We start from the raw sequence: 19,419 nt of genomic DNA, 5'->3' as shown, positions 1-19,419 counted from the left end.
TTCCGGTGCCTGTTTCCTGTGATAGTAGGACCGCTGACGGTTCGCGGGATGAGTACACCTGCTCAACTGGTCCGTCATTGGCATGGACCTGCCTAGCCTCACTGGACTACAGTCCCTTGCGACTCCTCTGAGAGCGCTCTCATCGACGGCTCCCCGTGCTCTCGGACGCTTTCTGTTCCACCCCCACGATGCTGGAACAACAGAAGGGCCACTCCCTTGAGACACACGACGATGGTGCGGACCGGTCTCTCCGCACTGCTCATCATCGGCACCTGGGCGACCGCCGGCCTCACCCAGGCCGCGGCTGCCGATTCCCCCTCGGCGGCCGAACCGAAGGCCTCCGCGGGCCTGATCACGGCCATGCAGAAGGACCTGGGTCTGACGAAAAGTCAGGCCGAGGCCAGGCTCACCGCGGAGAAGAAGGCGACGGCTTTGCAGGGCGCCGCCAGGAGCGCGGCAGGAGCCTCGTTCGGCGGCTCCTGGTTCGACGCGGACAGCGGCAGGCTGACGGTCGCCGTCACCGACGGTGCGCAGGCCCGTTCGGTCCGGGCGACCGGTGCGGACGTCCGCCTGGTCGACCACACGGCACGGCAACTCGATGCCACCAAGAGCCGGATCGACGCTCTTGCCGCACCCAGCGGTGTGAGCAGCTGGCACGTCGACCCCCGGGCGAACAGCGTCGTGGTGAACGTCGTCGCCTCCGAACAGGGTGACAACGATGTCCGCGCGTTCGTCGCGAAGGCCCGCGAGGCGGGCCCGGTCACGGTGAAGCAGACCTCCGAGGCTCCGCAGACCTTCGCCGCCGGAACGGTCGGCGGCGACCCCTACTACACCGGCAACGTCCGCTGCTCCATAGGGTTCTCGGTGCACGGCGGATTCGTCACGGCCGGGCACTGCGGCCAGACGGGCGCGGCGGTCAGGGGCTGGGACGGCTCCGCCATCGGCAACTTCCAGGGATCGTCCTTCCCGGAGAACGACTACGCCTGGGTGAACGTGGGCGCCGGCTGGTGGACCGTCCCGGTCGTCCTCGGCTGGGGAACCGTCTCCGACCAGCTGGTCCGCGGCTCCAACGAGGCTCCGATCGGTGCCTCGATCTGCCGCTCCGGTTCCACCACGCACTGGCACTGCGGCAACGTGCTGGCCAAGAACGAGACCGTGAACTACAGCCAGGGCGCCGTCCGTCAGATGACCAAGACCAGTGTGTGCGCGGAGGGTGGTGACTCGGGCGGCTCGTTCATCAGCGGCGACCAGGCGCAGGGTGTCACCTCGGGCGGCTGGGGCAACTGCAGCAGCGGCGGCCAGACCTGGTACCAGCCGATCAACGAGATCCTCAACCGCTACGGGCTGACGCTCCACACCGCCTGACGCTCCACACCGTTTCCACGCACGCCGGAACGCTCGGTACCGCACGACGTTCCGCACGGCCCGACCCGTGATGGCGTCGGATCCCGGTGATCCGGTGATCCGACGCCATGTGACCGGTTCTGCTGCGACAGCAGGGTGGCCCCCTGGCGCAGCAGACCTCGTTGCCCGCCCGGTCAGTCCGAGCCCGGCGCCGATGTCCCCCGGTATCCGCCCGGCCACGCCCGAACTCGGCCCGGAGTCCGGCCCGTTCTCCCGGTCGCCGTGACCGCCGGGGTGATGCGCCCCGGGCCTCCTGCTGCGGGTCCGGTGAAGGGCTCCTGCGCCGGCCGCCCCTCCGCGCGCGCCCTCCGCCCGACAGCCTCACCGAGGACGACTTCGCCGGCGTCTGGTTCAACCTGCTCCCGGCGGCCGGAAGCGGCTCTCGCACCACGGTCGAGGGGGCGTACCGCCCAGGGCGACGACGCGCGAGGCGCTCCGCGTCCTGCCGGCGCGCCGGCCGCCCGCGCGACGGGCCCGGACAGCGTCGAGGGCCCCACCGCCGAGCGACCTGGGTGCCGCATGCCGTGTGCCGCGCTCAGGCGGCCCGGGCGGGCGGAGCCCCCTCGACGTCGAAGGAGATCCGGTCCTCGTAGCACCACCACCAGGTCTCGCCCGGCTCGTAGGAGCGGATGAGCGGGTGACCGGTCGCGGCGCGGTGGGCGGTCGCGTGCTGGTTGCGGGAGGAGTCGCAGCAACCTACGTGTCCGCAGGTCTGGCATTCCCGCAGATGGACCCAGGTGTCTCCCCGCGCGACGCATTCCGGGCAGGAGTCCGCGCTGTCCGGGGTGACGCGTCGTACCCGGTCGAGGTGACCGCAGATCGGCGCTGTCGGATCGGCCGTCATGGCGGGGCCTCCTTCATGTCGGTCCCGGCCGGAGCGTCGGGGCCGGGAGCGGCCTCGGTCCAGCCGTCGTCGCGGCCGCCGGCCGGTCCGCACCGGAGCCGCACACGCCTGCGCCGGCCACGCGGTACCGGGCGGGGCGCCTTATCCACCTTCCCACCAGGCAGCCGCATGTCAACCGATGGCCGGGGAGTCCTCCGGCCGCCCGGGTCCCTAGTGGGACTCCTCCGGGCCGTCGTCGTCGGAGCTCAGCTCCTCGGCGCGCAGCGCCAGGTCCTGGAGCACGTCGGAGGAGGTCACGTCCTGCTGCCCCGAGTCATGGATCTGTGCGAGCGCGATGAAGGCCAGGGTGAACGCACCGACAAGCTGTTCGACGGCACCGCCGACCTCCCGGCCCACCAGAGCGGCCATCTCCTCGACGGTCGCGTCACCGGGGATCGCGATGTGCGGCATCGTCTCGTTGAGCAGGCTCGTCACGATGCTGCCGCCCGCTTCCGGGTCGCCCCCGTCCTCCTCGGCCTGGCGCTGCATCTCGCCCGCCTCCGTGAGGATGCCGATCACTCGCTTGAGGACTTCGCTCTGCTCCATACGGTGAGCATATGTGCCAGGCCCCCCGGTCCTGATCACGGCAGGCGCCCCCTGACGCCGGCGTGGGGATGCCCTGCCGGGGGCTCCGGCCGCTTCCCGGGGAAGGGGCTCAGGCTGCCTCGCGGGGCCTGCCGCACGAGGTCTCGCACATCAGCTCCGCGTGGCGCCGGCCACTGCTCCCGGTCGTGCGGCGCCGGGTGGCGTAGCCGACGTGGACCAGGCCGAAGCGCCCGTCGCAGCCGTACGCCCACGCGAAGTTGTCCAGCGGCGACCGGGTCGAGTTGCCCGCCGGATGTGACGCGTGCATGGTGGCCCCTTCCTGGAAGGCGGTGTTCGGGACCCGGAGCGACTTCCTTCACGTCATGAGTTAAAACGTGAAGGAAGCCGGGGTCGCGAGCTGGGCCGGGTATGTTTCCGGAACGAAGGGAGCAACATGGCTGAGCGCAGCAGACGGACCGTGCGTGACCTGCGAAGGGGCAATCGGGCGAGGGTATTGCAGCGGTTGTATTTCGACGGCCCGCTGAGCCGTCAGGAGCTCGGTCCCGCAACGGGGCTGAGTTCGGGTTCCATCAGCAATGTCGTCGCCGAGCTCGCCGCGGAGGGACTCCTGGAGGAGGCGGGGATCGTCGAATCCGACGGTGGACGCCCGCGCACCCTGCTGCGGGTCGCCCCGGGCGGCGGCCTGTTCGTGGGCATCGACATCGGCGAGACCAGGGTCCGCGTCGCCCTCTTCGACCTCGCGCTCACCGAACTGGCCCGCACCGACCGTCTGCTGGCCCAGCACGGGTACGACGTCGAGCGCATCGTCGGCCATGTGCGTACGGGGGTGTCCGACGTCCTGCGCGACGCGGGCGCCGACCCCGCCGGGCTGCTCGGCATCGGGATCGGGGTGCCCGGCATCATCGAACGTGACGGCCGTGGGGCCGCCGGCGAACCGGGGGCGGTCGTGCACGGCCAGACCATCGGCTGGAGCGCCGTGCCCTTCGAACGGATGCTGCGCGAGGCCGTCGACGTGCCGCCCGAGGTGCCGTACTTCATCGACAACGGCGCCAAGACGCTGGGACAGGCCGAGATGTGGTTCGGCGGCGGCCGGGGTGCCGGCTCCGCCGCCGTCGCCCTCATCGGTTCCGGAGTCGGCGCCGGCGTGAACAGGGGCGACGTCCTCGACGAGGACCTCTCCGACGCGGCCCTCGAGTGGGGTCACACGACGGTGCAGCTACGGGGCCGCCGCTGCCGGTGCGGTTCCGTCGGCTGCCTGGAGGCGTACGCGGGCGCGGAGGCCATGCGTGAACGCTGGCACGAGGCGGGCGGCCCGCTGCCCGCGGACGCCGACGACGAGACCGCCCTCGCCGCGCTCCTCGCAGCCGCCTACCCCGGTCCCGGAGGGCCCGCGCCGGATCCGGTCGCGGTGGCGATCCTGGACGAGACGGCAGCGTGCCTCGGTGCCGCCCTGGCCGACCTGGTGAACCTCTTCCTCCCCGAACGCATCCTGCTCGGCGGCTGGGCGGGCCTGTTGATCGGGCCGCACCTGCTCCCGGAGATCCGCCGGTACGCCCAGGAGTACGCCCTCCGGCACGCGATCGCCCGCACCACCATCGAGATGGGCCACCTGGGCCCGGACGCGGTCACGGTCGGTGCGGCGACGCTGCCCCTCTCCGACTTCCTGGCCCGCGGCGGCACCCGGCCCGCCCCGGCCTTCCGGCCGGACGCCGCCGGCCCTGACCCCGCACCCGCCCGCACCCCGGCCGGGTTGCCGGCGGGCCTGGCCGGTCGGTGAGCGGGGCCCTCGGGCTCCCCGGTCCGCCGGTCCCGAGGGCTCGCCCCGGACAGCCGGCGCCGGACAGGGGTCTACGCCGCGTCCCGTACCACCAGTTCCGGTTCGAAGATCACCGAGGTGGCGGGGCGGTCCGGCGAGACGCCGGCCGCCCGCGCCGTGTCCTGCGGGGTGCCGCGGCACCGGCCGATCGCTGAACATCCGTCAAGAGCGCTTCTCCCGCTCAGGAAAGGGTGCCGGAGAGGGCTCTCCTGTCATCTCTCCTCAAGGCGCCACCGGAAGGAGGTGCGCTGTCGCACGCGATGTGCGCCGGGGGCTCGTGGGTAGCACACGCCGAATGTTCACTTGTCACCACCCTTTTCCTGCACATAAGTTGGCCGCTTGCGACGTGTCCTACAACCATTGGGGGGAGTCGGAGTCATGGCCGCGAACGGACGGCACCGCAGATATCAGCCCAGCCGGATCAACCGTGCCTCGCTCACGGTGACGGCGGGCGGCGCGGGCATCGCGCTTCCGCTGCTCACGGCGGCGTCGGCGGGCGCTGCCTCGACCGATGTGTGGGAGAAGGTCGCCGCCTGCGAGTCGACCAGCAACTGGCACATCAACACGGGCAACGGCCACTACGGCGGCCTGCAGTTCACCGGCTCGACATGGGCGGCGTACGGCGGGTCCGCCTACGCCGCGCGGGCCGATCTGGCGACCAAGGACGAGCAGATCGCCGTTGCCGAGAAGGTGCTGGAGGGTCAGGGGCCGGGGGCCTGGCCGACCTGTTCCGTACAGGCCGGACTGACGCGGGGCGGCGACGCACCCGGCACCGCCCCGCACGCCGAGCGCAGTGCACCCGCCAAGGCGGCGACGACCGCGCCCGAGGCCGGCCGGCCGAAGACCGCCCAGGAGACGAAGGCGGGCACGGCGTCCGTCTCACCGGCCTCCGTGCCAGGCGCGCGCACGTCGTACACCGTGGCACGCGGCGACTCGCTGTCCGGCATCGCGGCCACCGAACGGGTCCAGGGAGGCTGGCAGAGGCTGTACGCGGCGAACCGGACCGTGGTCGGTGCCGACCCCGACCTCATCCTCCCCGGGCAGCGGCTGAGCCTGGACGTGGCCGGGGCGCCGAAGACGGGCACGGCCCCGAAGGCCGCGGAGAAGTCGGTCCGCGAGCAGGCCGCCCCGCAGGGGACGCCGAAGGCCGAAGCCCCGGAGCCGGCCCCTGCGAAGCAGACGCCGAAGGCCCAAGCCCCGAAGCCCGCCGGCAAGCCGGCCGTGAAGCAGGACAGCAAGCCGGCCGCCAAGCACGACAGCAGACCGGCCGCGAAGCAGGACAGCAGGCCCGCCGCCAAGCCCAAGCAGGCGGCCAAGCCGCAATCCGGTTTCACCGCTCCCGTTTCCGCCCGGACCGGCACGCCCTACCACCAGGCGGGATCGTGGTCGAGCGGCTACCACACGGGCGTCGACTTCCCGGTCCCCACCGGGACCTCGGTGAAGGCCGTGACGTCCGGCAGGGTGGTCTCGGCAGGCTGGGCGGGCGCGTACGGCTACGAGGTCGTCATCCGGCACGACGACGGCCGGTACAGCCAGTACGCGCACCTCTCCTCGCTCCATGTGCGCGAGGGCCAGCAGGTCGGCAGCGGCCAGCGGATCGCGCGTTCGGGATCCACGGGCAACAGCACCGGCCCGCACCTGCACTTCGAGATCCGCACGGGCCCCGGCTACGGTTCCGACATCGACCCGCTGGCCTACCTCAGGGCAGGCGGTGCCAGCGTCTGAACGGCCCCGTCCGGGTCGGTGCCCGGGGCGGCTAAGTCGCCCCGGGCCGGCCCTCCCGTGGGCCGTTTGCCGCTGAACTCCACGCGCCGCGCGCCATGCGCCGGCGGCGCGGTCAGGGGCAGCGACAGCGCCGTCGGAGCCGGAAACGGATCCGGCGCCTTTGTCCCGGACACGGCCGGACGCCTCATCGGCCCGGGCATCGTCACCGGGGCCCGGCCCGCATCCTCGGCGTCAGGCTTCACGTCGGCGCCGGTCCGCTCGGCCGTACGCCGCTCGGCTCCCACCCGCTCCGTGGTCAGCAGGACCAGCCCGGCCGCCGCCAGCGCACCGCAGCCGAGAGCGAGCAGCGTGCCCGTCATGCCGTAGCGGAACTGCTCCCCGAACAGGGTCAGGCCCACCGCGGCGGCCACCACGGGATTCACCACGGTGACCGTCGCCAGCGGCGCGGCCAGTCCGGCACCCCGGTACGCGGCCTGGGACAGCAGCAGCCCCGCGGCGGCGAGGCCCGCGATCACCAGCAGGGTCGGCAGCCCCGACGTCACCGCGCCGGACGTCCACTCCACCGCCACCGTCTTGGTGAACACCGAGGCGATGCCGAACGCGATCCCGGCGCCGGTGGCCAGCACGACACTGCGCAGCATCGGCCGGTGCAGTCCCTTGGCGAGCACGATGACCGCCACCACCGCACCGGCAGTCACGGCCCCCAGCATCAGCTGCTCCGGGCCGGCCAGCGTGTGTGCCCCGGCGTTCCCGGTGAGAGCCAGCAGTCCGGCCAGTCCGACCGTCGCCATCACGGCGCCGCGCCAGGCGGTCCGCCCCGCCCTGCGGCGGACGAACAGGGCCGCCATCGGCAGCGCGAAGACGATCGTCAGGGCACCGAGTGGCTGGACGAGGCTCAGGGGCCCGTAGGCCAGCGCCACCACGTGCAACACCGCGCCCACCCCGTTGAGCGCCACGGCCACCCACCACACGCCGTTGCGCAGCGGTGTGTACGGGCGGCCGTCGCCGGCTGCGGCCACGCGCTCCTGGACGATCGCCCCGGCCGCGTAGGCGACCGCGGAGACCAGTGACAGAAGCACGGAGAGCGCGAGAAAACTCATGGGCACCACGATGTCCCGTCGGAGCCACCGCGTCGTCGTCCCTGAGGCGGCGATTCGGCGTACTGCTCCAGTAGTACGTACGTCACTCCTACGTCCTCCTCCCGACGGTAGTCCTCCTTGCCCCAGGACTCAGAAGATGACGGTGGGGGAGACGCGGCGCTGCCCCATGGTTGCGCCAAGTATCGGAAAACAGGAGAAGTCGACCTGTCCCCCTGTCCAGTACCTGGACACCCGCCCTGCGCCGAACGGAGGTCGGTCCAGCGCCGGCACAGCGGCGCCCCGCTGCGGACCGGGAGGTCCGCAGCGGGGCGCCGCCGTGCCGTTCAGGTGCTGAGCTGGAATTCGGCCCGGATGCGCTTGCCGACCGGCACCCGCTCCGCCGTCACACGGTCGCAGAGGGCCACCACGATCTCCATGCCGTGACCGCCGAGCCGGGCCGGGTCGGGGGAGTAGAGCACCGGGAGCGCCGTGCTGCTGTCGTACACCGTGACGCTGATGCGCTCCGCGTTGCCCTCCAGCTCCAGCAGGTACGGGCCGTGGCTGTAGCGGTCGGCGTTGGTGACGAGCTCGCTGACCGCCAGCATCAGATCGCTTCGGGTGTGCTCACCGAGGACCGCGAGCCACTCCGCCACCAGCCGCGCCAGAAAACGGTCGGCCAGGGCACGGGCCTGCGCGATGCATCCCTGTTCGCCGTCGAACACCTCGGCGGTGAGCAGAACCTCCGTGGACGGAGACCCCCGCCAGGGGTCGTCCGGCCGTGAGGTGGCCTGTTCGTTCATGTGCTCCAGCCAGGGGCGCCGCAGGGTGAGGTCGACGACCTCTTTCTCGCCGTTCGTCTACCCGCGTCGAGAGATCCCACTCCGGTAGATTATCCAGATCCTACGCACGACCGGGCAGCCGGACCACGCTCACGAAGAAGTCGTCGATCTGACGCACCGCTCCGATGAACTGCTCCAGGTCGACCGGCTTGGTCACATAGGCGTTGGCGTGCAGCTTGTAGCTGCGCAGGATGTCCTCCTCGGCCGAAGAGGTGGTGAGGACCACGACGGGGATCAGGGCCAGTTCGGGGTCCGTCTTGATCTGTTCGAGCACCTGCCTGCCGTCGTACTTCGGCAGATTCAGGTCGAGCAGCACCAGGTCAGGCCGCGGCGCCCCTGCGTGCTCGCCCCGGCGGTAGAGGAAGTCCAGCGCCTCCTGGCCGTCACGCACCACATGGAGCGTGTTGCGGATCTTGTTGTCCGCGAAGGCCTCACGGGTCATCAGCTCGTCGCCCGGGTCGTCCTCCACGAGCAGGACCTCGATGGGCTGGACGGGGTCGTTCACGGGGTGTCTCCCGACTGGGGGGTGAGCAGGGCGGGCGCGAGGAGCTCCGCCGTGGTGTGCGTGGGGGCATCGGTGAGGACGGGCAGGGTGAAGTGGATCAGCGTACCCTCGCCCGGCTCGGGGTCCAGCCAGATGCGGCCGCCGTGGAATTCGACGATCTTGCGGCAGAGGGAGAGGCCGATGCCCGTACCCTCGTACTCGTCTCGGGCGTGCAGCCGCTGGAAGATCACGAACACCTTCTCCGAGAACTCCGGCGCGATCCCGATGCCGTTGTCGGCGACCGTCAGGTGCCAGTCCTCGTCCTCGCGCACGCATCCCACGGTGATCCGGCACGGGACATCGGGCCGACGGAACTTGACCGCGTTCCCGATGAGGTTCTGCCACACCATGGCCAGCGACGTCGCGTCACCCAGCAGCTCGGGGAGCGGGTCCTCGCGCACGACGGTGGCGCCCGACTCCTCGATGATCAGGGCGAGATTGGCGAGGGCCCGGTCCAGGGAGTGCTCCAGATCCACGGGCTTCCAGCTCTCGTGCACCCGCCCCACCCGGGAGAAGGTGAGCAGGTCGTTGATGAGCACCTGCATCCGCTTGGCGCCGTCGACCGCGAAGTCGATGTACTGCTTGCCGCGTTCGTCCAGCTCCTTTCCGTACCTCTTCTCGAGCAGCTGGCAGAAGGAGGCCACCTTGCGCAGCGGCTCCTGCAGGTCGTGCGAGGCGACGTAGGCGAACTGCTCCAGCTCGGAGTTGGACCGGCGCAGCTCCCCGGTCTGCTCGGCCAGCAGGGTCTCCCGCTCCTGGGACTCGGCGAGCTCCGCCACGAGACGCCGCCGCATGTCCTCGACCGCGGCGGCCACCGCTCGGACGTCGGACGGCCCGCGGACGTCGATCCGGCTGCCGAAGGCACCCGCCCGCACGTTGTCCGACGACGTGGTCAGCGCGTTCAGCGGCCGGCCCACCACCCGGTGCAGAAGCAGGCTGAGCGACACGACCGCCAGCACGAAGCCGATGACCAGGGCGACGAGTACCCGGTCGCGGGTGGTGCGCGCGTGGTCGAGCTCGGCACGGGCCTGGTCGCGTGCGGTGTCCAGATGCCCCTGCTGCACGGCGTACAGCCGTCGCAGTGTGTCGAATTCCGACTTGCTCCGCCGGATCGGGGCCGAGGACTCGCCGGCCGGACCGTCCCTGCGGACCGAGGCGATCAGCGGCTCGGCCCGCAGCCGGCGCCACTCCAGGGCGGTCCGCTCGATCCGGTCCAGGTCCGCGGCGAACGGCTGCTCGTCCCCGACCAGCGTGCGCACCCGGTCCAGCATGAGCCGCTCGGCGCGCATGCCCGCCTCGTACGGCTCCAGGAACGAGTCGTCACCGGTGAGCGCGAAGCCGCGCACCCCCGTCTCCTGGTCGAGCAGCGAGTTCTGCAGCTGGAACGACGAGGAGCGGGCGGGCTGGATCCGGTCGACCAGATCCGTGGTCCGGTCGGAGATACGGGAGAGCACGAGCCCGCCCACGACCAGGCAGCCGCAGACCACCAGGACGAAACCGGCCAGGATCAGATGCACCCAGTTCTGCACCGAGAGCCGCGCGAACGGACCCGGCCGCTCGACCGGCCCGTCCCCGGTGTTCCCCGGCCTCATGAGTCCGCCCGCCAGCCGAGGTGCAGGACGGCGACGTCGTCGGCCAGCCCTCCGTACGGCGAGGCGCTCTCGGTGGCCTCGGCGACCAGCGCGTCGACGAACGGGCGGGGCTCCAGCACCGCGTGCCTGCGCGCCATCGCCAGCAGGCCCTCCTCGCCGAGCCGGGAATGGGGCCCGGTCCGGCCCTCGAACAGACCGTCGGTGAACAGGACCAGCTCGCTGCCCGGAGCGAGGTCCAGCTCGGTGACCGTCCAGCGGCCCACCCCGGGCATCAGCCCCAGGGCCATGCCCACGTCGGGCTCCACCCAGGTGACGTCCCCGCCGCGCCGCAGCAGGAGTCCCGGGTGACCGGCCCGCACGATGTGGACCCGGTCACGCCCCGGCGGGAAGACGAGCATGGTCACGGTGGCGAATACATGGGGATCGGACCGCTCGGCGACGAGTATCCCCTCCAGCAGGGCGATCTTCTCCAGCTGGGTGACCCCGGTGAGCACGGCCGTGCGCCAGGCCACCCGGAGGCAGACGCCCAGCGCGGCCTCCGCGGCACCGTGCCCCGACACATCGCCGATCACGGCGTGCACCACACCGTCGGCTGTCTGCACCACGTCGTAGAAGTCACCGCTCAGAAGCCCGTGGGCGCGGCCCGCCTCGTAGCGGGCGGCCACCCCGAAACTCTCGTCGAGCAGCAGGGGGATGGGCAGCAGCGCGCGTTCCAGCCGGGCGTTCTCCTGCGCTATCAGCACGCTCGTCCGCATCGCCGCCGCGGAGCGCTCGGCGTGCTTGCGCTGGAGCGCGTAGCGGACCGCCCGGCCCAGAGCCTCGGGGTCGATCCGGCCCTTGACCAGGTAGTCCTGTGCACCGTGCGCCACCGCGGACAGCCCGGTCTCGGACTCGGCCAGACCCGTCAGCACGACGACGGCGGCATCCGGCGAGGACTCGACGAGCTGGCTGACGGCATCCAGACCGTGCACATCGGGCAGATGCAGATCCAGCAGGACACAGACCGGCGTCCGGCAGGCCTTGAGGAACCGCCGTGCCTCGGCCAGCGTCTTGCACCACGTGAGCGAGGAGTCCAGCTCGCTGTCGGCCAGCATCTCCTCGACGAGCAGTGCGTCCCCGGCGTCGTCCTCGACCAGAAGAAGCGTCGCGTCGACCTCCCACACGGACGCGTCGTCGGCGGAAGTCCCCGGCTGCCGCTCCGGAACCCTATGGGGCTCCATCAGCCGCGCAGAGGTGCCTGACGGCAGCTCGCCCACCACACTCCACCCCCTCGAACGGACGGCGCGGAAGTCACTCCGTGCCATATCGCCAGGAAGCATATGTGACCGGGCTCCGGCGGTCAGCCGGACCCCGGTGGTTCCTCTCACGTCACGGTCGCTCAGGCTTCGACGCACATGCCCGCACGCAGTCGCTGCACGATCCTGCTGAGCAGCCGAGACACGTGCATCTGGGAAACGCCCAGCTCCGCACCGATCTGGGCCTGCGTCATCTCCTGGCCGAAGCGCATCCGGACGATCTTCCGCTCCCGCTCGTCCAGCTGCCGCAGCAGCGGAGCCAGGGCGTGCAGATTCTCGACGCTCTCCATGGCCGGGTCCTCCTCGCCGAGCAGATCGGCGTAGGCGCGCTGGTCGCTGCCGGAGTCGCTGTCGGCGCTCGGGGTGTCCAGCGAGCCGGCCGAGTAGCCGTTGGCCGCGACCAGACCCTCGATGATCTCCTCCTCGGGGAGATCCAGATGCGTGGCGAGCTCGGCGACCGTCGGATCGCGGTCGAGCTCCGCGGACAACTGCTCCTTGGCCTTGGCCAGCTCGACACGCAGCTCCTGCAGCCGGCGCGGAACGTGGACGGACCAGGTGGTGTCACGGAAGAACCGCTTGATCTCACCGACGATGTACGGCACCGCGAACGTGGCGAACTCCACCTCGCGCGACAGGTCGAAGCGGTCGATCGCCTTGATCAGGCCGATCGTGCCCACCTGGATGATGTCCTCGGTGTCGTCACCGCCGCGGTTGCGGAACCGCGAGGCGGCGAAGCGCACCAGTGAGAGGTTCATCTCGATCAGGGTGTTGCGGGCGTACTGGTACTCGTGGGTGCCCTCCTCGAGGACCTGGAGCCGGTCGAAGAACAGCTTCGACATGGCCCGTGCGTCCTTCGGAGCGACCTTTCCCGCGTCCTCGATCCACGGCAGCACGGCCCCCTCGGAACCCGCGGCGGCCTCGTCGCACCGCGCCGCCGCTGTGCCGGTCGCCTCGGTGGTTCGCACTGACATGGCCGTCATGGTGTCGCCCTCCCTGGAGTCCTGTGTACGGAGCGGCATCTGCCCTGCTTTCCGGAAGTCATGCCTACGAATTCGGAATCTTCTTCTCCGGCCCGTGCGAGGACCCGGCCGGAGGCTGCGGGAGCGCCGGTCGCAGCCCGCGGGGAACCCCGGTCACGGCCTGTGGGAGCGCCTGCTCACAGCCGAACGGAGCAACGCCCGACTCATGGCAGACTTGACCGGGGCATTCGGCCCATGGCGCGCCGGTCCCGCCGGCCCCGGGCCGGACCTCCTCCCCACCACCGGAGCCCGGCAGCGGCGCGAGTGACGAGTAACAGAGGAACGGCAATGACGGTGACAGAGGACAGCCCGGAGCTCGCTCCCGGAATCGACGAGTTCGGTCCCGGTATCGACCCGGAGCGGCTGGCCGTCTGCCTGAGCGTGCTCGACGAGCTCGACTCCATCGAGGTCGACCACCCGGACGCCATCGCCGTCCGCAGGGCGACCGCCGGCATCTACCGGACCGTGAAGCAGCGCCGCCGCCAGGAGCGCCGCGCCGCCAAGACCGCGCACGACAAGGCCGTCACCGAAGCCACCGCGACCGGCTCCGCCGAGCGCATCGACGACGAGACGCAGGGCGTGCTCCCGTCGTCCACGGCCACCGCCGAGATCGCGGGCATACTCCAGCGCCCCAGGTCCTGCTACATCTGCAAGACCAGGTACGTCGAGGTGGACGCCTTCTACCACCAGCTCTGCCAGTCGTGCGCCAAGGAGAACCGGTCCCGGCGCGACGCCCGGACCGACCTCACCGGACGTCGGGCCCTGCTCACCGGCGGCCGGGCCAAGATCGGCATGTACATCGCGCTGCGGCTGCTGCGCGACGGGGCGCACACCACCATCACCACCCGCTTCCCCAACGACGCGATCCGCCGCTTCAAGGCGATGCCGGACAGTGACGAGTGGATCCACCGGCTCAAGATCGTGGGGATCGATCTGCGCGACCCCGCCCAGGTCGTCGCCCTCGCCGACTCCGTCGCCGCCGAGGGCCCGCTGGACATCCTGATCAACAACGCCGCGCAGACGGTCCGCCGCTCCGCGCAGGCCTACAGCGAGCTGCTCGGTGCCGAGTCCGCCCCGCTGCCCGCGGGCGAGCTGCCCGTAGCCGAGGTGATCGGCACGTTCGGCAGCGGCTCCGTCGACCGGGTCGCCGCTCTGCCCGCCGCCCGCAAGGAGGGCGAGGGGCTGACCGCGGACGACGTCACGGGGCTTGCGCTGGTGACCGGATCCGCTTCCCCGGCCAGGATCGCCGCGGGCACAGCGATCGACGCGGGCGGCCTCGTGCCCGACCTGCACGACACGAACAGCTGGATCCAGACGGTCGAGGAGGTCGAGCCGATCGAGCTCCTCGAGGTCCAGCTCTGCAACTCCACCGCTCCCTTCATCCTGATCAGCCGGCTCCGCCCGGCCATGGCCAGGACGACGGCGAAGCGGGCCTACGTGGTGAACGTCTCCGCGATGGAGGGTGTCTTCAGCCGCGGTTACAAGGGCGCCGGCCATCCGCACACCAACATGGCCAAGGCCGCGCTGAACATGCTCACCCGCACCAGCGCCCAAGAGATGTTCGAGAAGGACGGCATTCTCATGACGGCCGTCGACACCGGCTGGATCACCGACGAGCGGCCGCATCCTGACAAGATCCGTCTCGCCGAGGAGGGCTTCCACGCCCCGCTCGACCTCATCGACGGCGCCGCCCGGGTCTACGACCCGATCGTGCGCGGTGAAGAGGGCGAGGAGCTGTACGGCTGCTTCCTGAAGGACTACGCGCCCGCGGGCTGGTGACCTCACCGACAGCGAAACGGCGGCGGCCCGGTGCCCATGGGTTGCCGCTTTTTCGTCCGGGGGTGTGATTCCTGGGGAACGCGTGGTGAATTCCGTTGGCTGAAAGTGACTCAGGCCACACGTTCTGTCGAGCGGGATCGCGCTCATTTGGTTACTCTGAAGCGAACGGACGCCACCAAGGGATCCACGAAAATTCCTCGGCCGTCCTGGGACAGGTCTGTAAGCGGACCGCCGTCCCGCCCCGTATACCGGCGCCACCGCGACCGAACTGTTTCTGCCCCTGCCCCGCAGAGGGCGGTCGATACACGGTTCCGACAGCCGTGGCGTCGCCACCGCCCGGGGTTACGCGACGCAAAGGAGTCCGCGGTGACACCTGAAATGACGAAGAGCGAGCAGCATCCGGCCGAACGGACCGGAGCGCTGACCCATGGGCCCGAGAAGCTCCGCAACATCGAGGTCTGGGCCAGGTCGGCGCCGATCCGGCTGGCCGGCTACGAGGACGATCTCGCCGAGCCGCACATCCTGCCCGGCATCGACTGACCGCTCGCACCCCCGCGCGCAGAGCTGAGCTCCGGCCCCCGCACACCACGGGGCCGGAGCATTCTCATGTCCGCCCCCGGGGCCGCAGCGGTATGGGCCGTGCCACAGGCCGCATGAAGTCCCGTACGCAGGTCCGGTGCCACCACCGTCCGGTGGCCCGCAGCTCCCGCGGGTCCGTGTACCGGTAGTGGAAGACCCTGGCCCGGACATGGGCCGGCGGCGCGTCGGGGAACGGATTGTGGCGCAGCAGCCGCAGGGTGTCCCGGTCGCCCCGCAGCAGCCGTTCGACGAACGGCCCGAACCAGGAGCGGGCGTACGCGGGGGAGAGCGCGGCGAACCACATCATCCAGTCCAGTCGCAGGTGGTACGGGGCGAACTGGCGCGGCATCCTGCGCGGATCGCCCGGCTTGCCGCGGAAGCCGTACTCGCGCCACCGGGTCCCCTCGTGGATCACCTGTTCGTCGGTGCCCTCCACCACGACCTCGAGACGCACCCGGCTGATGCTGCCGAACGCCCCGTACGTATTGACCAGGTGCAGCGGGTCGTAGGACCGGTTCATCACCTGGCGGCGGGAGACGAGGTTGCGCGCCGGGCGGTAGCTGAGGACCAGGACGAGCGCGGTGACGGCGATGACCAGCACCTCGTACCAGAGGGGTGGCGCGGACCGTGCCGGTGGCGGACCGGCGAGGGGGGACCAGTCGATCACGGCGAGGGCCAGGGTGATGGTCAGCCAGTTCAGCCAGGCGAAGTTGCCCGACAGGACCAGCCACAGCTGGGTGACGGCCATCAGCGCCGCCGCGGCACTCGCCACCGGCTGCGGGGCGAACAGCAGGAAGGGCACCAGGAGCTGGGTCACGTGGTTGGCGGCCGTCTCCACCCGGTGGACCGGCTTCGGGAGGTGGTGGAAGAACCAGCTCAGCGGGCCCGGCATCGGCTGGGTCTCGTGGTGGAAGTCCAGGCAGGTCAGCCGTCGCCAGCACGCGTCTCCGCGGATCTTGATGAGTCCGGCGCCGAATTCCACCCGGAAGAGCAGCCAGCGCAGCAGCCACAGCACCAGGACCGGGGCCGCGGTGTCCGCGTTGCCGAGGAACACGGCGAGGAAGCCCGTCTCCAGCAGGAGCGACTCCCAGCCGAAGCCGTACCAGACCTGGCCGACCTGGACGATCGACAGGTACAGCACCCAGGGCACCGCCCACAGCACCAGGGCCGCCCACAGCGGGACGTACCCGTCCAGGCCCGCCAGGAGGGCGAGCGAGACCGCGCAGCCCGTCCAGGCGACGACGGCGAAGAAGCGGTCGGAGTAGTGGAGCCGGAACAGGCCTGGAGCGGCGCGCCAGGGAGTGCGGCGCAGCAGCTCGGGCACGGGGAGCATGCCCCGTTCCCCGATCAGCGCCCGGAACTGGAGTGCGGCGGAGAGGAACGCGACCAGATAGACGGCAGCGAGGGCCCGCTGGAATATCAGCCGGCTGAGCCAGTACCCGTCTGCGGTGAACCACTCCATCTCTTCCAGTATCCGCTCACCGGCCTCCGGGCACTCCGCGGCGCAGCGTGTTGCCCAGCCTGCGCGCGTAGCACCGCTGGAGCACCGGCACGAGAGGTCCGGCGAGCCGGGTGTACCAGGAGGCGGGGCGCGAGAAGGCCATGACGGTGAACCACACCGTCCCGTCGTCCGCCAGCTCCACCACGAAGCACTCCTCGCCCAGTTCCGGATGCCGGGCCGTGGTGCCGTAGCCGAAGCCGATGCGCCCGTCCTCGTACGCGGTCCAGACGACCTCGCAGTGAGCGGCCAGGCGGAGCGGCCCCATGCCCAGCGACATCTCGACGTCGTCCCCGACGGCCGCCCGCTCGGCTGAGGCGTTCACGCGGGTTCCGGCCGCACGGTGCATCCGCCATTCGGTGACGGCGGCGCCCGCCGCCTCGAAGTCGGCCCGGCCCCGGCCGACGGCGGTCCGGTGGTGCAGGTGGTGGTAGCCCGCGGGGAGCGGTCCCCGGCGGGTGGCTCCGACCTCGGGGTACGTCAGGGCGTTCATGCGGTCCTGTCCTCCGGGTGGGTGCGGTCCTGGATGCGGCGCCCCTCGCGCGGCGCGACATGGGGGTGTCACCGTCGGGCCGACCGGCTCGGACAGGACGCCACCCTCGGACTTGAACGAGTTCAGTCGGTGTCGCGCCGAGCGTAGAGGTTTTCTTGAACGCGTTCAAGGCGAATTTCTCGGTCGAGGAATCGGACGAATAATGGCAGAGTGTCGCACATGGATGATCGGGTAGCGGGTGCCCTGTCACTCCCGGACGACTGGCCCGCCCACCCGGACCTCAGCCTCGCCCTGAACCGAATGGGCAGCTTCGACTGGGATCTGGACAGCGGGCTCATGCACATGGACCAGCCCGCCCTTGACGTGTTCGATCTGCGCCCCGACGAGTACGACGACCGGCCCGCGTCCCTCGCCCCGCGCGTTCCCTCCGACGAGGCGATCCGGCTCGACGGCATGGTTTCGCAGGCTCTCAAGAGCGGCCGCAGCAACTACGGCGCCTACTTCCGAAGGACGCGGCGCGACGGTTCCTTGCGCTGGACCCACACCCAGGGCTTCATCCGCCGGGACGGCACCGGACGGCCCCGCCGGATCATCGGGATCATCCGCGACGCCACCCAGGAGCTCGCGGACTCGACCGCCCGCCGTTCGGTGGACGAGGAGCGGCGGCGCCGCACCAGCCTGGTCGAGGGGACCACGGCGGCGCTGGCCCATGCCCGGACCGTCAAGGACGTCACCGACGTACTGAAGAACTCCCAGGGCCTGGCGAACCTCGGCGCCACCAGCCTCGTCATGGGCCTGCTGGAGTCGGGGCGCATCCACCTGGTGGCCGACGGCCCCGACGGGGCGTACGTACCGGGCACCCGCTACACCCGGACGGACGAGCCCTACCCGATGAGCGAGGTGATCCGCACGCTCACCCCCCGGTTCATCGAGTCCTCCGAGGACTTCGCGACCTCGTACCCGATCCTGTGGCCGCACATCAGCCACCTCGGCATCACCGCCGCGGCCTATCTGCCCCTCATCGCCCAGGCCCGGCCCATCGGCGCTCTCGGTCTTCTCTACGGCAACAAGGCGGGCTTCACCGGCGACGAGCGGAACCTGCTGGTGGCCCTCGGCAGCTCGATCGCCCAGAGCCTCCAGCGGGCCATGCTCTACGAGCAGGAGCACGACCTCGCCGAAGGCCTGCAGCAGGCGATGCTGCCCCGCCGGATCCCCGCCGTGCCCGGCGCCCAGGTCGCCGTCCGCTACCGCTCCGCACGACGCGGCCGGGACATCGGCGGCGACTGGTACGACATCATCCCGCTGCCCGGCGGCCGGGTCGGTGCCGTCATCGGCGACGTGCAGGGCCATGACACGCACGCCGCCGCGGTCATGGGGCAGCTCCGGATCGTGCTGCGCGCCTACGCCGCCGAAGGCCACCGCCCGGCCACGGTCATGGCCCGGGCCTCCGTCTTCCTCCACGAACTGGACACCGACCGCTTCGCCACCTGCTCGTACGCCGAGGCCGACCTGACCACCGGCGTGGTGCAGCTGGTACGGGCGGGGCACATGGACCCTCTCGTGCGGGAAGTCGACGGGAGCTGCCGCAAGCTGCCCGCCGAAGGCGGTCTGCCGCTCGGGCTCTCGGCGGAGTTCGGACAGCTGGACTACCCGGTCAGCACCATCGACCTTGACCCCGGCCAGACGATGGTCCTGTACACCGACGGCCTGGTGGAGCTGCCCGGCATCGACCTCGACGAGGGCATGAGGCTGCTGACCTCGATGGTGCGCGACGGACCGCAGGACCTCCAGCAGCTCGCCGACCGGCTCTGCGAGGTCGTCGACGAGCGCTGCGGCGAGGACGACGTGGCGGTGCTCCTGCTGCGCCGCAACGCCGCCCACGCACCGCACCCCGGCGGCCGGCTCCAGCAGCACGTCGCGCAGAACGATCCCGAGGCGCTGAGCTCCTCCCGGCACATGATCCGCGCGGCGGTGCGGGCCTGGGGCGCCAAGGACCGGGCGGACGAGGTCGAGCTGGCGGCCGACGAGCTGATCACCAACGCGCTCATGCACACCGACGGCGGCGCGATCGTCACCATCCGGGTGCTCACCGGCCCCGAGCGGCGGCTGAGGGTCGACGTGGAGGACCGCTCCAGCGCCCTGCCGCGCCGCAGGGACGCGGGGGTGTCGGGGGTCTCCGGCCGCGGGCTGATGCTGGTGGACCGGCTGGCCGACGACTGGGGCGTGGAGGCGCGCGGCAACGGCAAATGCGTGTGGTGCGAGTTCATCGTCCCGGAGCGCCGATAGCGCGGAGTCCCGGCGGCGCGAGACTGTGACAGTACGTAGCAT

General features: G+C 71.2%; 17 protein-coding genes. 6 read left to right on the top strand and 11 right to left on the bottom strand.

All coding sequences use genetic code 11. From position 1 onward, the window contains the following. The first annotated feature begins 231 nt into the window (after nucleotides 1-231). Nucleotides 232-1,365: a S1 family peptidase gene (locus AB0F38_RS21760; RefSeq protein WP_361895976.1), complete on the top strand. Its 1,134-nt coding sequence runs from the start codon at nucleotides 232-234 to the stop codon at nucleotides 1,363-1,365. A gap of 574 nt (nucleotides 1,366-1,939) precedes the next feature. On the opposite strand, the gene AB0F38_RS21755 is transcribed toward AB0F38_RS21760, so the two are convergent. The 3 genes from AB0F38_RS21755 to AB0F38_RS21745 all read right to left on the bottom strand — a co-directional run bounded on the left by AB0F38_RS21755 (nucleotide 1,940) and on the right by AB0F38_RS21745 (nucleotide 3,140). After that, the gene (locus AB0F38_RS21755; protein ID WP_361895755.1) at nucleotides 1,940-2,248 is read right to left on the bottom strand and encodes a UBP-type zinc finger domain-containing protein; all 309 of its coding nucleotides are present in this window, start codon (nucleotides 2,246-2,248) and stop codon (nucleotides 1,940-1,942) included. Nucleotides 2,249-2,458: 210 nt separating this feature from the next. Beyond that, nucleotides 2,459-2,833: a hypothetical protein gene (locus AB0F38_RS21750; RefSeq protein ID WP_361895752.1), complete on the bottom strand. Its 375-nt coding sequence runs from the start codon at nucleotides 2,831-2,833 to the stop codon at nucleotides 2,459-2,461. A 109-nt stretch (nucleotides 2,834-2,942) separates the two neighbouring features. Continuing rightward, complete coding sequence (locus AB0F38_RS21745) at nucleotides 2,943-3,140, bottom strand: family 1 glycosylhydrolase (RefSeq protein ID WP_361895749.1); 198 nt, start codon at nucleotides 3,138-3,140, stop codon at nucleotides 2,943-2,945. A gap of 126 nt (nucleotides 3,141-3,266) precedes the next feature. Between AB0F38_RS21745 and AB0F38_RS21740 the strand changes: the two genes are divergently transcribed. Both AB0F38_RS21740 and AB0F38_RS21735 read left to right on the top strand, forming a co-directional pair. After that, the gene (locus tag AB0F38_RS21740) at nucleotides 3,267-4,610 is read left to right on the top strand and encodes an ROK family transcriptional regulator (protein ID WP_361895747.1); all 1,344 of its coding nucleotides are present in this window, start codon (nucleotides 3,267-3,269) and stop codon (nucleotides 4,608-4,610) included. Between the two features lie 417 nt (nucleotides 4,611-5,027). Continuing rightward, the gene (locus AB0F38_RS21735; protein WP_361895744.1) at nucleotides 5,028-6,374 is read left to right on the top strand and encodes a peptidoglycan DD-metalloendopeptidase family protein; all 1,347 of its coding nucleotides are present in this window, start codon (nucleotides 5,028-5,030) and stop codon (nucleotides 6,372-6,374) included. Here the strand turns inward: AB0F38_RS21735 and AB0F38_RS21730 are convergent. From AB0F38_RS21730 to AB0F38_RS21705, 6 genes are all read right to left on the bottom strand, one after another. Beyond that, nucleotides 6,344-7,474 (bottom strand): DMT family transporter, encoded by a 1,131-nt coding sequence (locus AB0F38_RS21730; RefSeq protein ID WP_361895741.1) that lies wholly within the window; start codon nucleotides 7,472-7,474, stop codon nucleotides 6,344-6,346. The two genes, AB0F38_RS21735 and AB0F38_RS21730, sit on opposite strands and share 31 nt — an antisense overlap. Nucleotides 7,475-7,797: 323 nt before the next feature. Continuing rightward, nucleotides 7,798-8,253 (bottom strand): ATP-binding protein, encoded by a 456-nt coding sequence (locus tag AB0F38_RS21725; protein WP_361895738.1) that lies wholly within the window; start codon nucleotides 8,251-8,253, stop codon nucleotides 7,798-7,800. A 100-nt stretch (nucleotides 8,254-8,353) separates the two neighbouring features. Next, nucleotides 8,354-8,797, bottom strand: coding sequence for a response regulator (locus AB0F38_RS21720; protein WP_361895735.1), 444 nt, complete (start codon nucleotides 8,795-8,797; stop codon nucleotides 8,354-8,356). Continuing rightward, complete coding sequence (locus tag AB0F38_RS21715) at nucleotides 8,794-10,428, bottom strand: ATP-binding protein (protein WP_361895732.1); 1,635 nt, start codon at nucleotides 10,426-10,428, stop codon at nucleotides 8,794-8,796. The genes AB0F38_RS21720 and AB0F38_RS21715 overlap by 4 nt, the downstream gene beginning before the upstream one ends. Further along, entirely contained in the window at nucleotides 10,425-11,648 is a 1,224-nt protein-coding gene (locus AB0F38_RS21710; RefSeq protein ID WP_361895729.1) for a fused response regulator/phosphatase, read from the bottom strand. Before AB0F38_RS21710 ends, AB0F38_RS21715 begins: the two co-directional genes overlap by 4 nt. 158 nt (nucleotides 11,649-11,806) lie before the next feature. Then, complete coding sequence (locus AB0F38_RS21705) at nucleotides 11,807-12,703, bottom strand: RNA polymerase sigma factor SigF (protein ID WP_361895726.1); 897 nt, start codon at nucleotides 12,701-12,703, stop codon at nucleotides 11,807-11,809. A 327-nt stretch (nucleotides 12,704-13,030) separates the two neighbouring features. On the opposite strand from AB0F38_RS21705, the gene AB0F38_RS21700 reads away from it, so the two are divergent. Then, nucleotides 13,031-14,521 (top strand): SDR family NAD(P)-dependent oxidoreductase, encoded by a 1,491-nt coding sequence (locus tag AB0F38_RS21700; RefSeq protein ID WP_361895723.1) that lies wholly within the window; start codon nucleotides 13,031-13,033, stop codon nucleotides 14,519-14,521. A gap of 366 nt (nucleotides 14,522-14,887) precedes the next feature. Further along, nucleotides 14,888-15,061: a hypothetical protein gene (locus AB0F38_RS21695; RefSeq protein WP_361895987.1), complete on the top strand. Its 174-nt coding sequence runs from the start codon at nucleotides 14,888-14,890 to the stop codon at nucleotides 15,059-15,061. A gap of 64 nt (nucleotides 15,062-15,125) precedes the next feature. On the opposite strand, the gene AB0F38_RS21690 is transcribed toward AB0F38_RS21695, so the two are convergent. Then, nucleotides 15,126-16,562, bottom strand: coding sequence for a lipase maturation factor family protein (locus AB0F38_RS21690; protein WP_361895721.1), 1,437 nt, complete (start codon nucleotides 16,560-16,562; stop codon nucleotides 15,126-15,128). 16 nt (nucleotides 16,563-16,578) lie between these two features. Further along, nucleotides 16,579-17,091, bottom strand: coding sequence for a DUF1990 domain-containing protein (locus AB0F38_RS21685; protein ID WP_361895718.1), 513 nt, complete (start codon nucleotides 17,089-17,091; stop codon nucleotides 16,579-16,581). A 219-nt stretch (nucleotides 17,092-17,310) separates the two neighbouring features. Here AB0F38_RS21685 and AB0F38_RS21680 point away from each other — a divergent pair, with 219 nt between their 5' ends. Continuing rightward, a complete protein-coding gene (locus AB0F38_RS21680; RefSeq protein WP_361895715.1) occupies nucleotides 17,311-19,377 on the top strand; it encodes a SpoIIE family protein phosphatase in 2,067 nt (688 codons plus the stop codon). Nucleotides 19,378-19,419: the final 42 nt, after the last annotated feature.

It is taken from the genome of Streptomyces sp. NPDC025273, from assembly GCF_040638585.1.
In the GTDB taxonomy this organism is placed as follows: Bacteria; Actinomycetota; Actinomycetes; order Streptomycetales; family Streptomycetaceae; genus Streptomyces; species Streptomyces cinereorectus.
This window is presented reverse-complemented; position numbering and strand designations above follow the sequence as displayed.

What these genes read in the sequence shown, in the direction of transcription:
- AB0F38_RS21705 (WP_361895726.1), bottom strand. Translation starts at nt 12,703, where the DNA reads ATGACGGCCATGTCAGTGCGAACCACCGAGGCGACCGGCACAGCGGCG.
- AB0F38_RS21760 (WP_361895976.1), top strand. Translation starts at nt 232, where the DNA reads ATGGTGCGGACCGGTCTCTCCGCACTGCTCATCATCGGCACCTGGGCG.
- AB0F38_RS21690 (WP_361895721.1), bottom strand. Translation starts at nt 16,562, where the DNA reads ATGGAGTGGTTCACCGCAGACGGGTACTGGCTCAGCCGGCTGATATTC.
- AB0F38_RS21750 (WP_361895752.1), bottom strand. Translation starts at nt 2,833, where the DNA reads ATGGAGCAGAGCGAAGTCCTCAAGCGAGTGATCGGCATCCTCACGGAG.
- AB0F38_RS21725 (WP_361895738.1), bottom strand. Translation starts at nt 8,253, where the DNA reads ATGAACGAACAGGCCACCTCACGGCCGGACGACCCCTGGCGGGGGTCT.
- AB0F38_RS21730 (WP_361895741.1), bottom strand. Translation starts at nt 7,474, where the DNA reads ATGAGTTTTCTCGCGCTCTCCGTGCTTCTGTCACTGGTCTCCGCGGTC.
- AB0F38_RS21740 (WP_361895747.1), top strand. Translation starts at nt 3,267, where the DNA reads ATGGCTGAGCGCAGCAGACGGACCGTGCGTGACCTGCGAAGGGGCAAT.
- AB0F38_RS21715 (WP_361895732.1), bottom strand. Translation starts at nt 10,428, where the DNA reads ATGAGGCCGGGGAACACCGGGGACGGGCCGGTCGAGCGGCCGGGTCCG.
- AB0F38_RS21685 (WP_361895718.1), bottom strand. Translation starts at nt 17,091, where the DNA reads ATGAACGCCCTGACGTACCCCGAGGTCGGAGCCACCCGCCGGGGACCG.
- AB0F38_RS21735 (WP_361895744.1), top strand. Translation starts at nt 5,028, where the DNA reads ATGGCCGCGAACGGACGGCACCGCAGATATCAGCCCAGCCGGATCAAC.
- AB0F38_RS21700 (WP_361895723.1), top strand. Translation starts at nt 13,031, where the DNA reads ATGACGGTGACAGAGGACAGCCCGGAGCTCGCTCCCGGAATCGACGAG.
- AB0F38_RS21680 (WP_361895715.1), top strand. Translation starts at nt 17,311, where the DNA reads ATGGATGATCGGGTAGCGGGTGCCCTGTCACTCCCGGACGACTGGCCC.
- AB0F38_RS21710 (WP_361895729.1), bottom strand. Translation starts at nt 11,648, where the DNA reads ATGGAGCCCCATAGGGTTCCGGAGCGGCAGCCGGGGACTTCCGCCGAC.
- AB0F38_RS21745 (WP_361895749.1), bottom strand. Translation starts at nt 3,140, where the DNA reads ATGCACGCGTCACATCCGGCGGGCAACTCGACCCGGTCGCCGCTGGAC.
- AB0F38_RS21755 (WP_361895755.1), bottom strand. Translation starts at nt 2,248, where the DNA reads ATGACGGCCGATCCGACAGCGCCGATCTGCGGTCACCTCGACCGGGTA.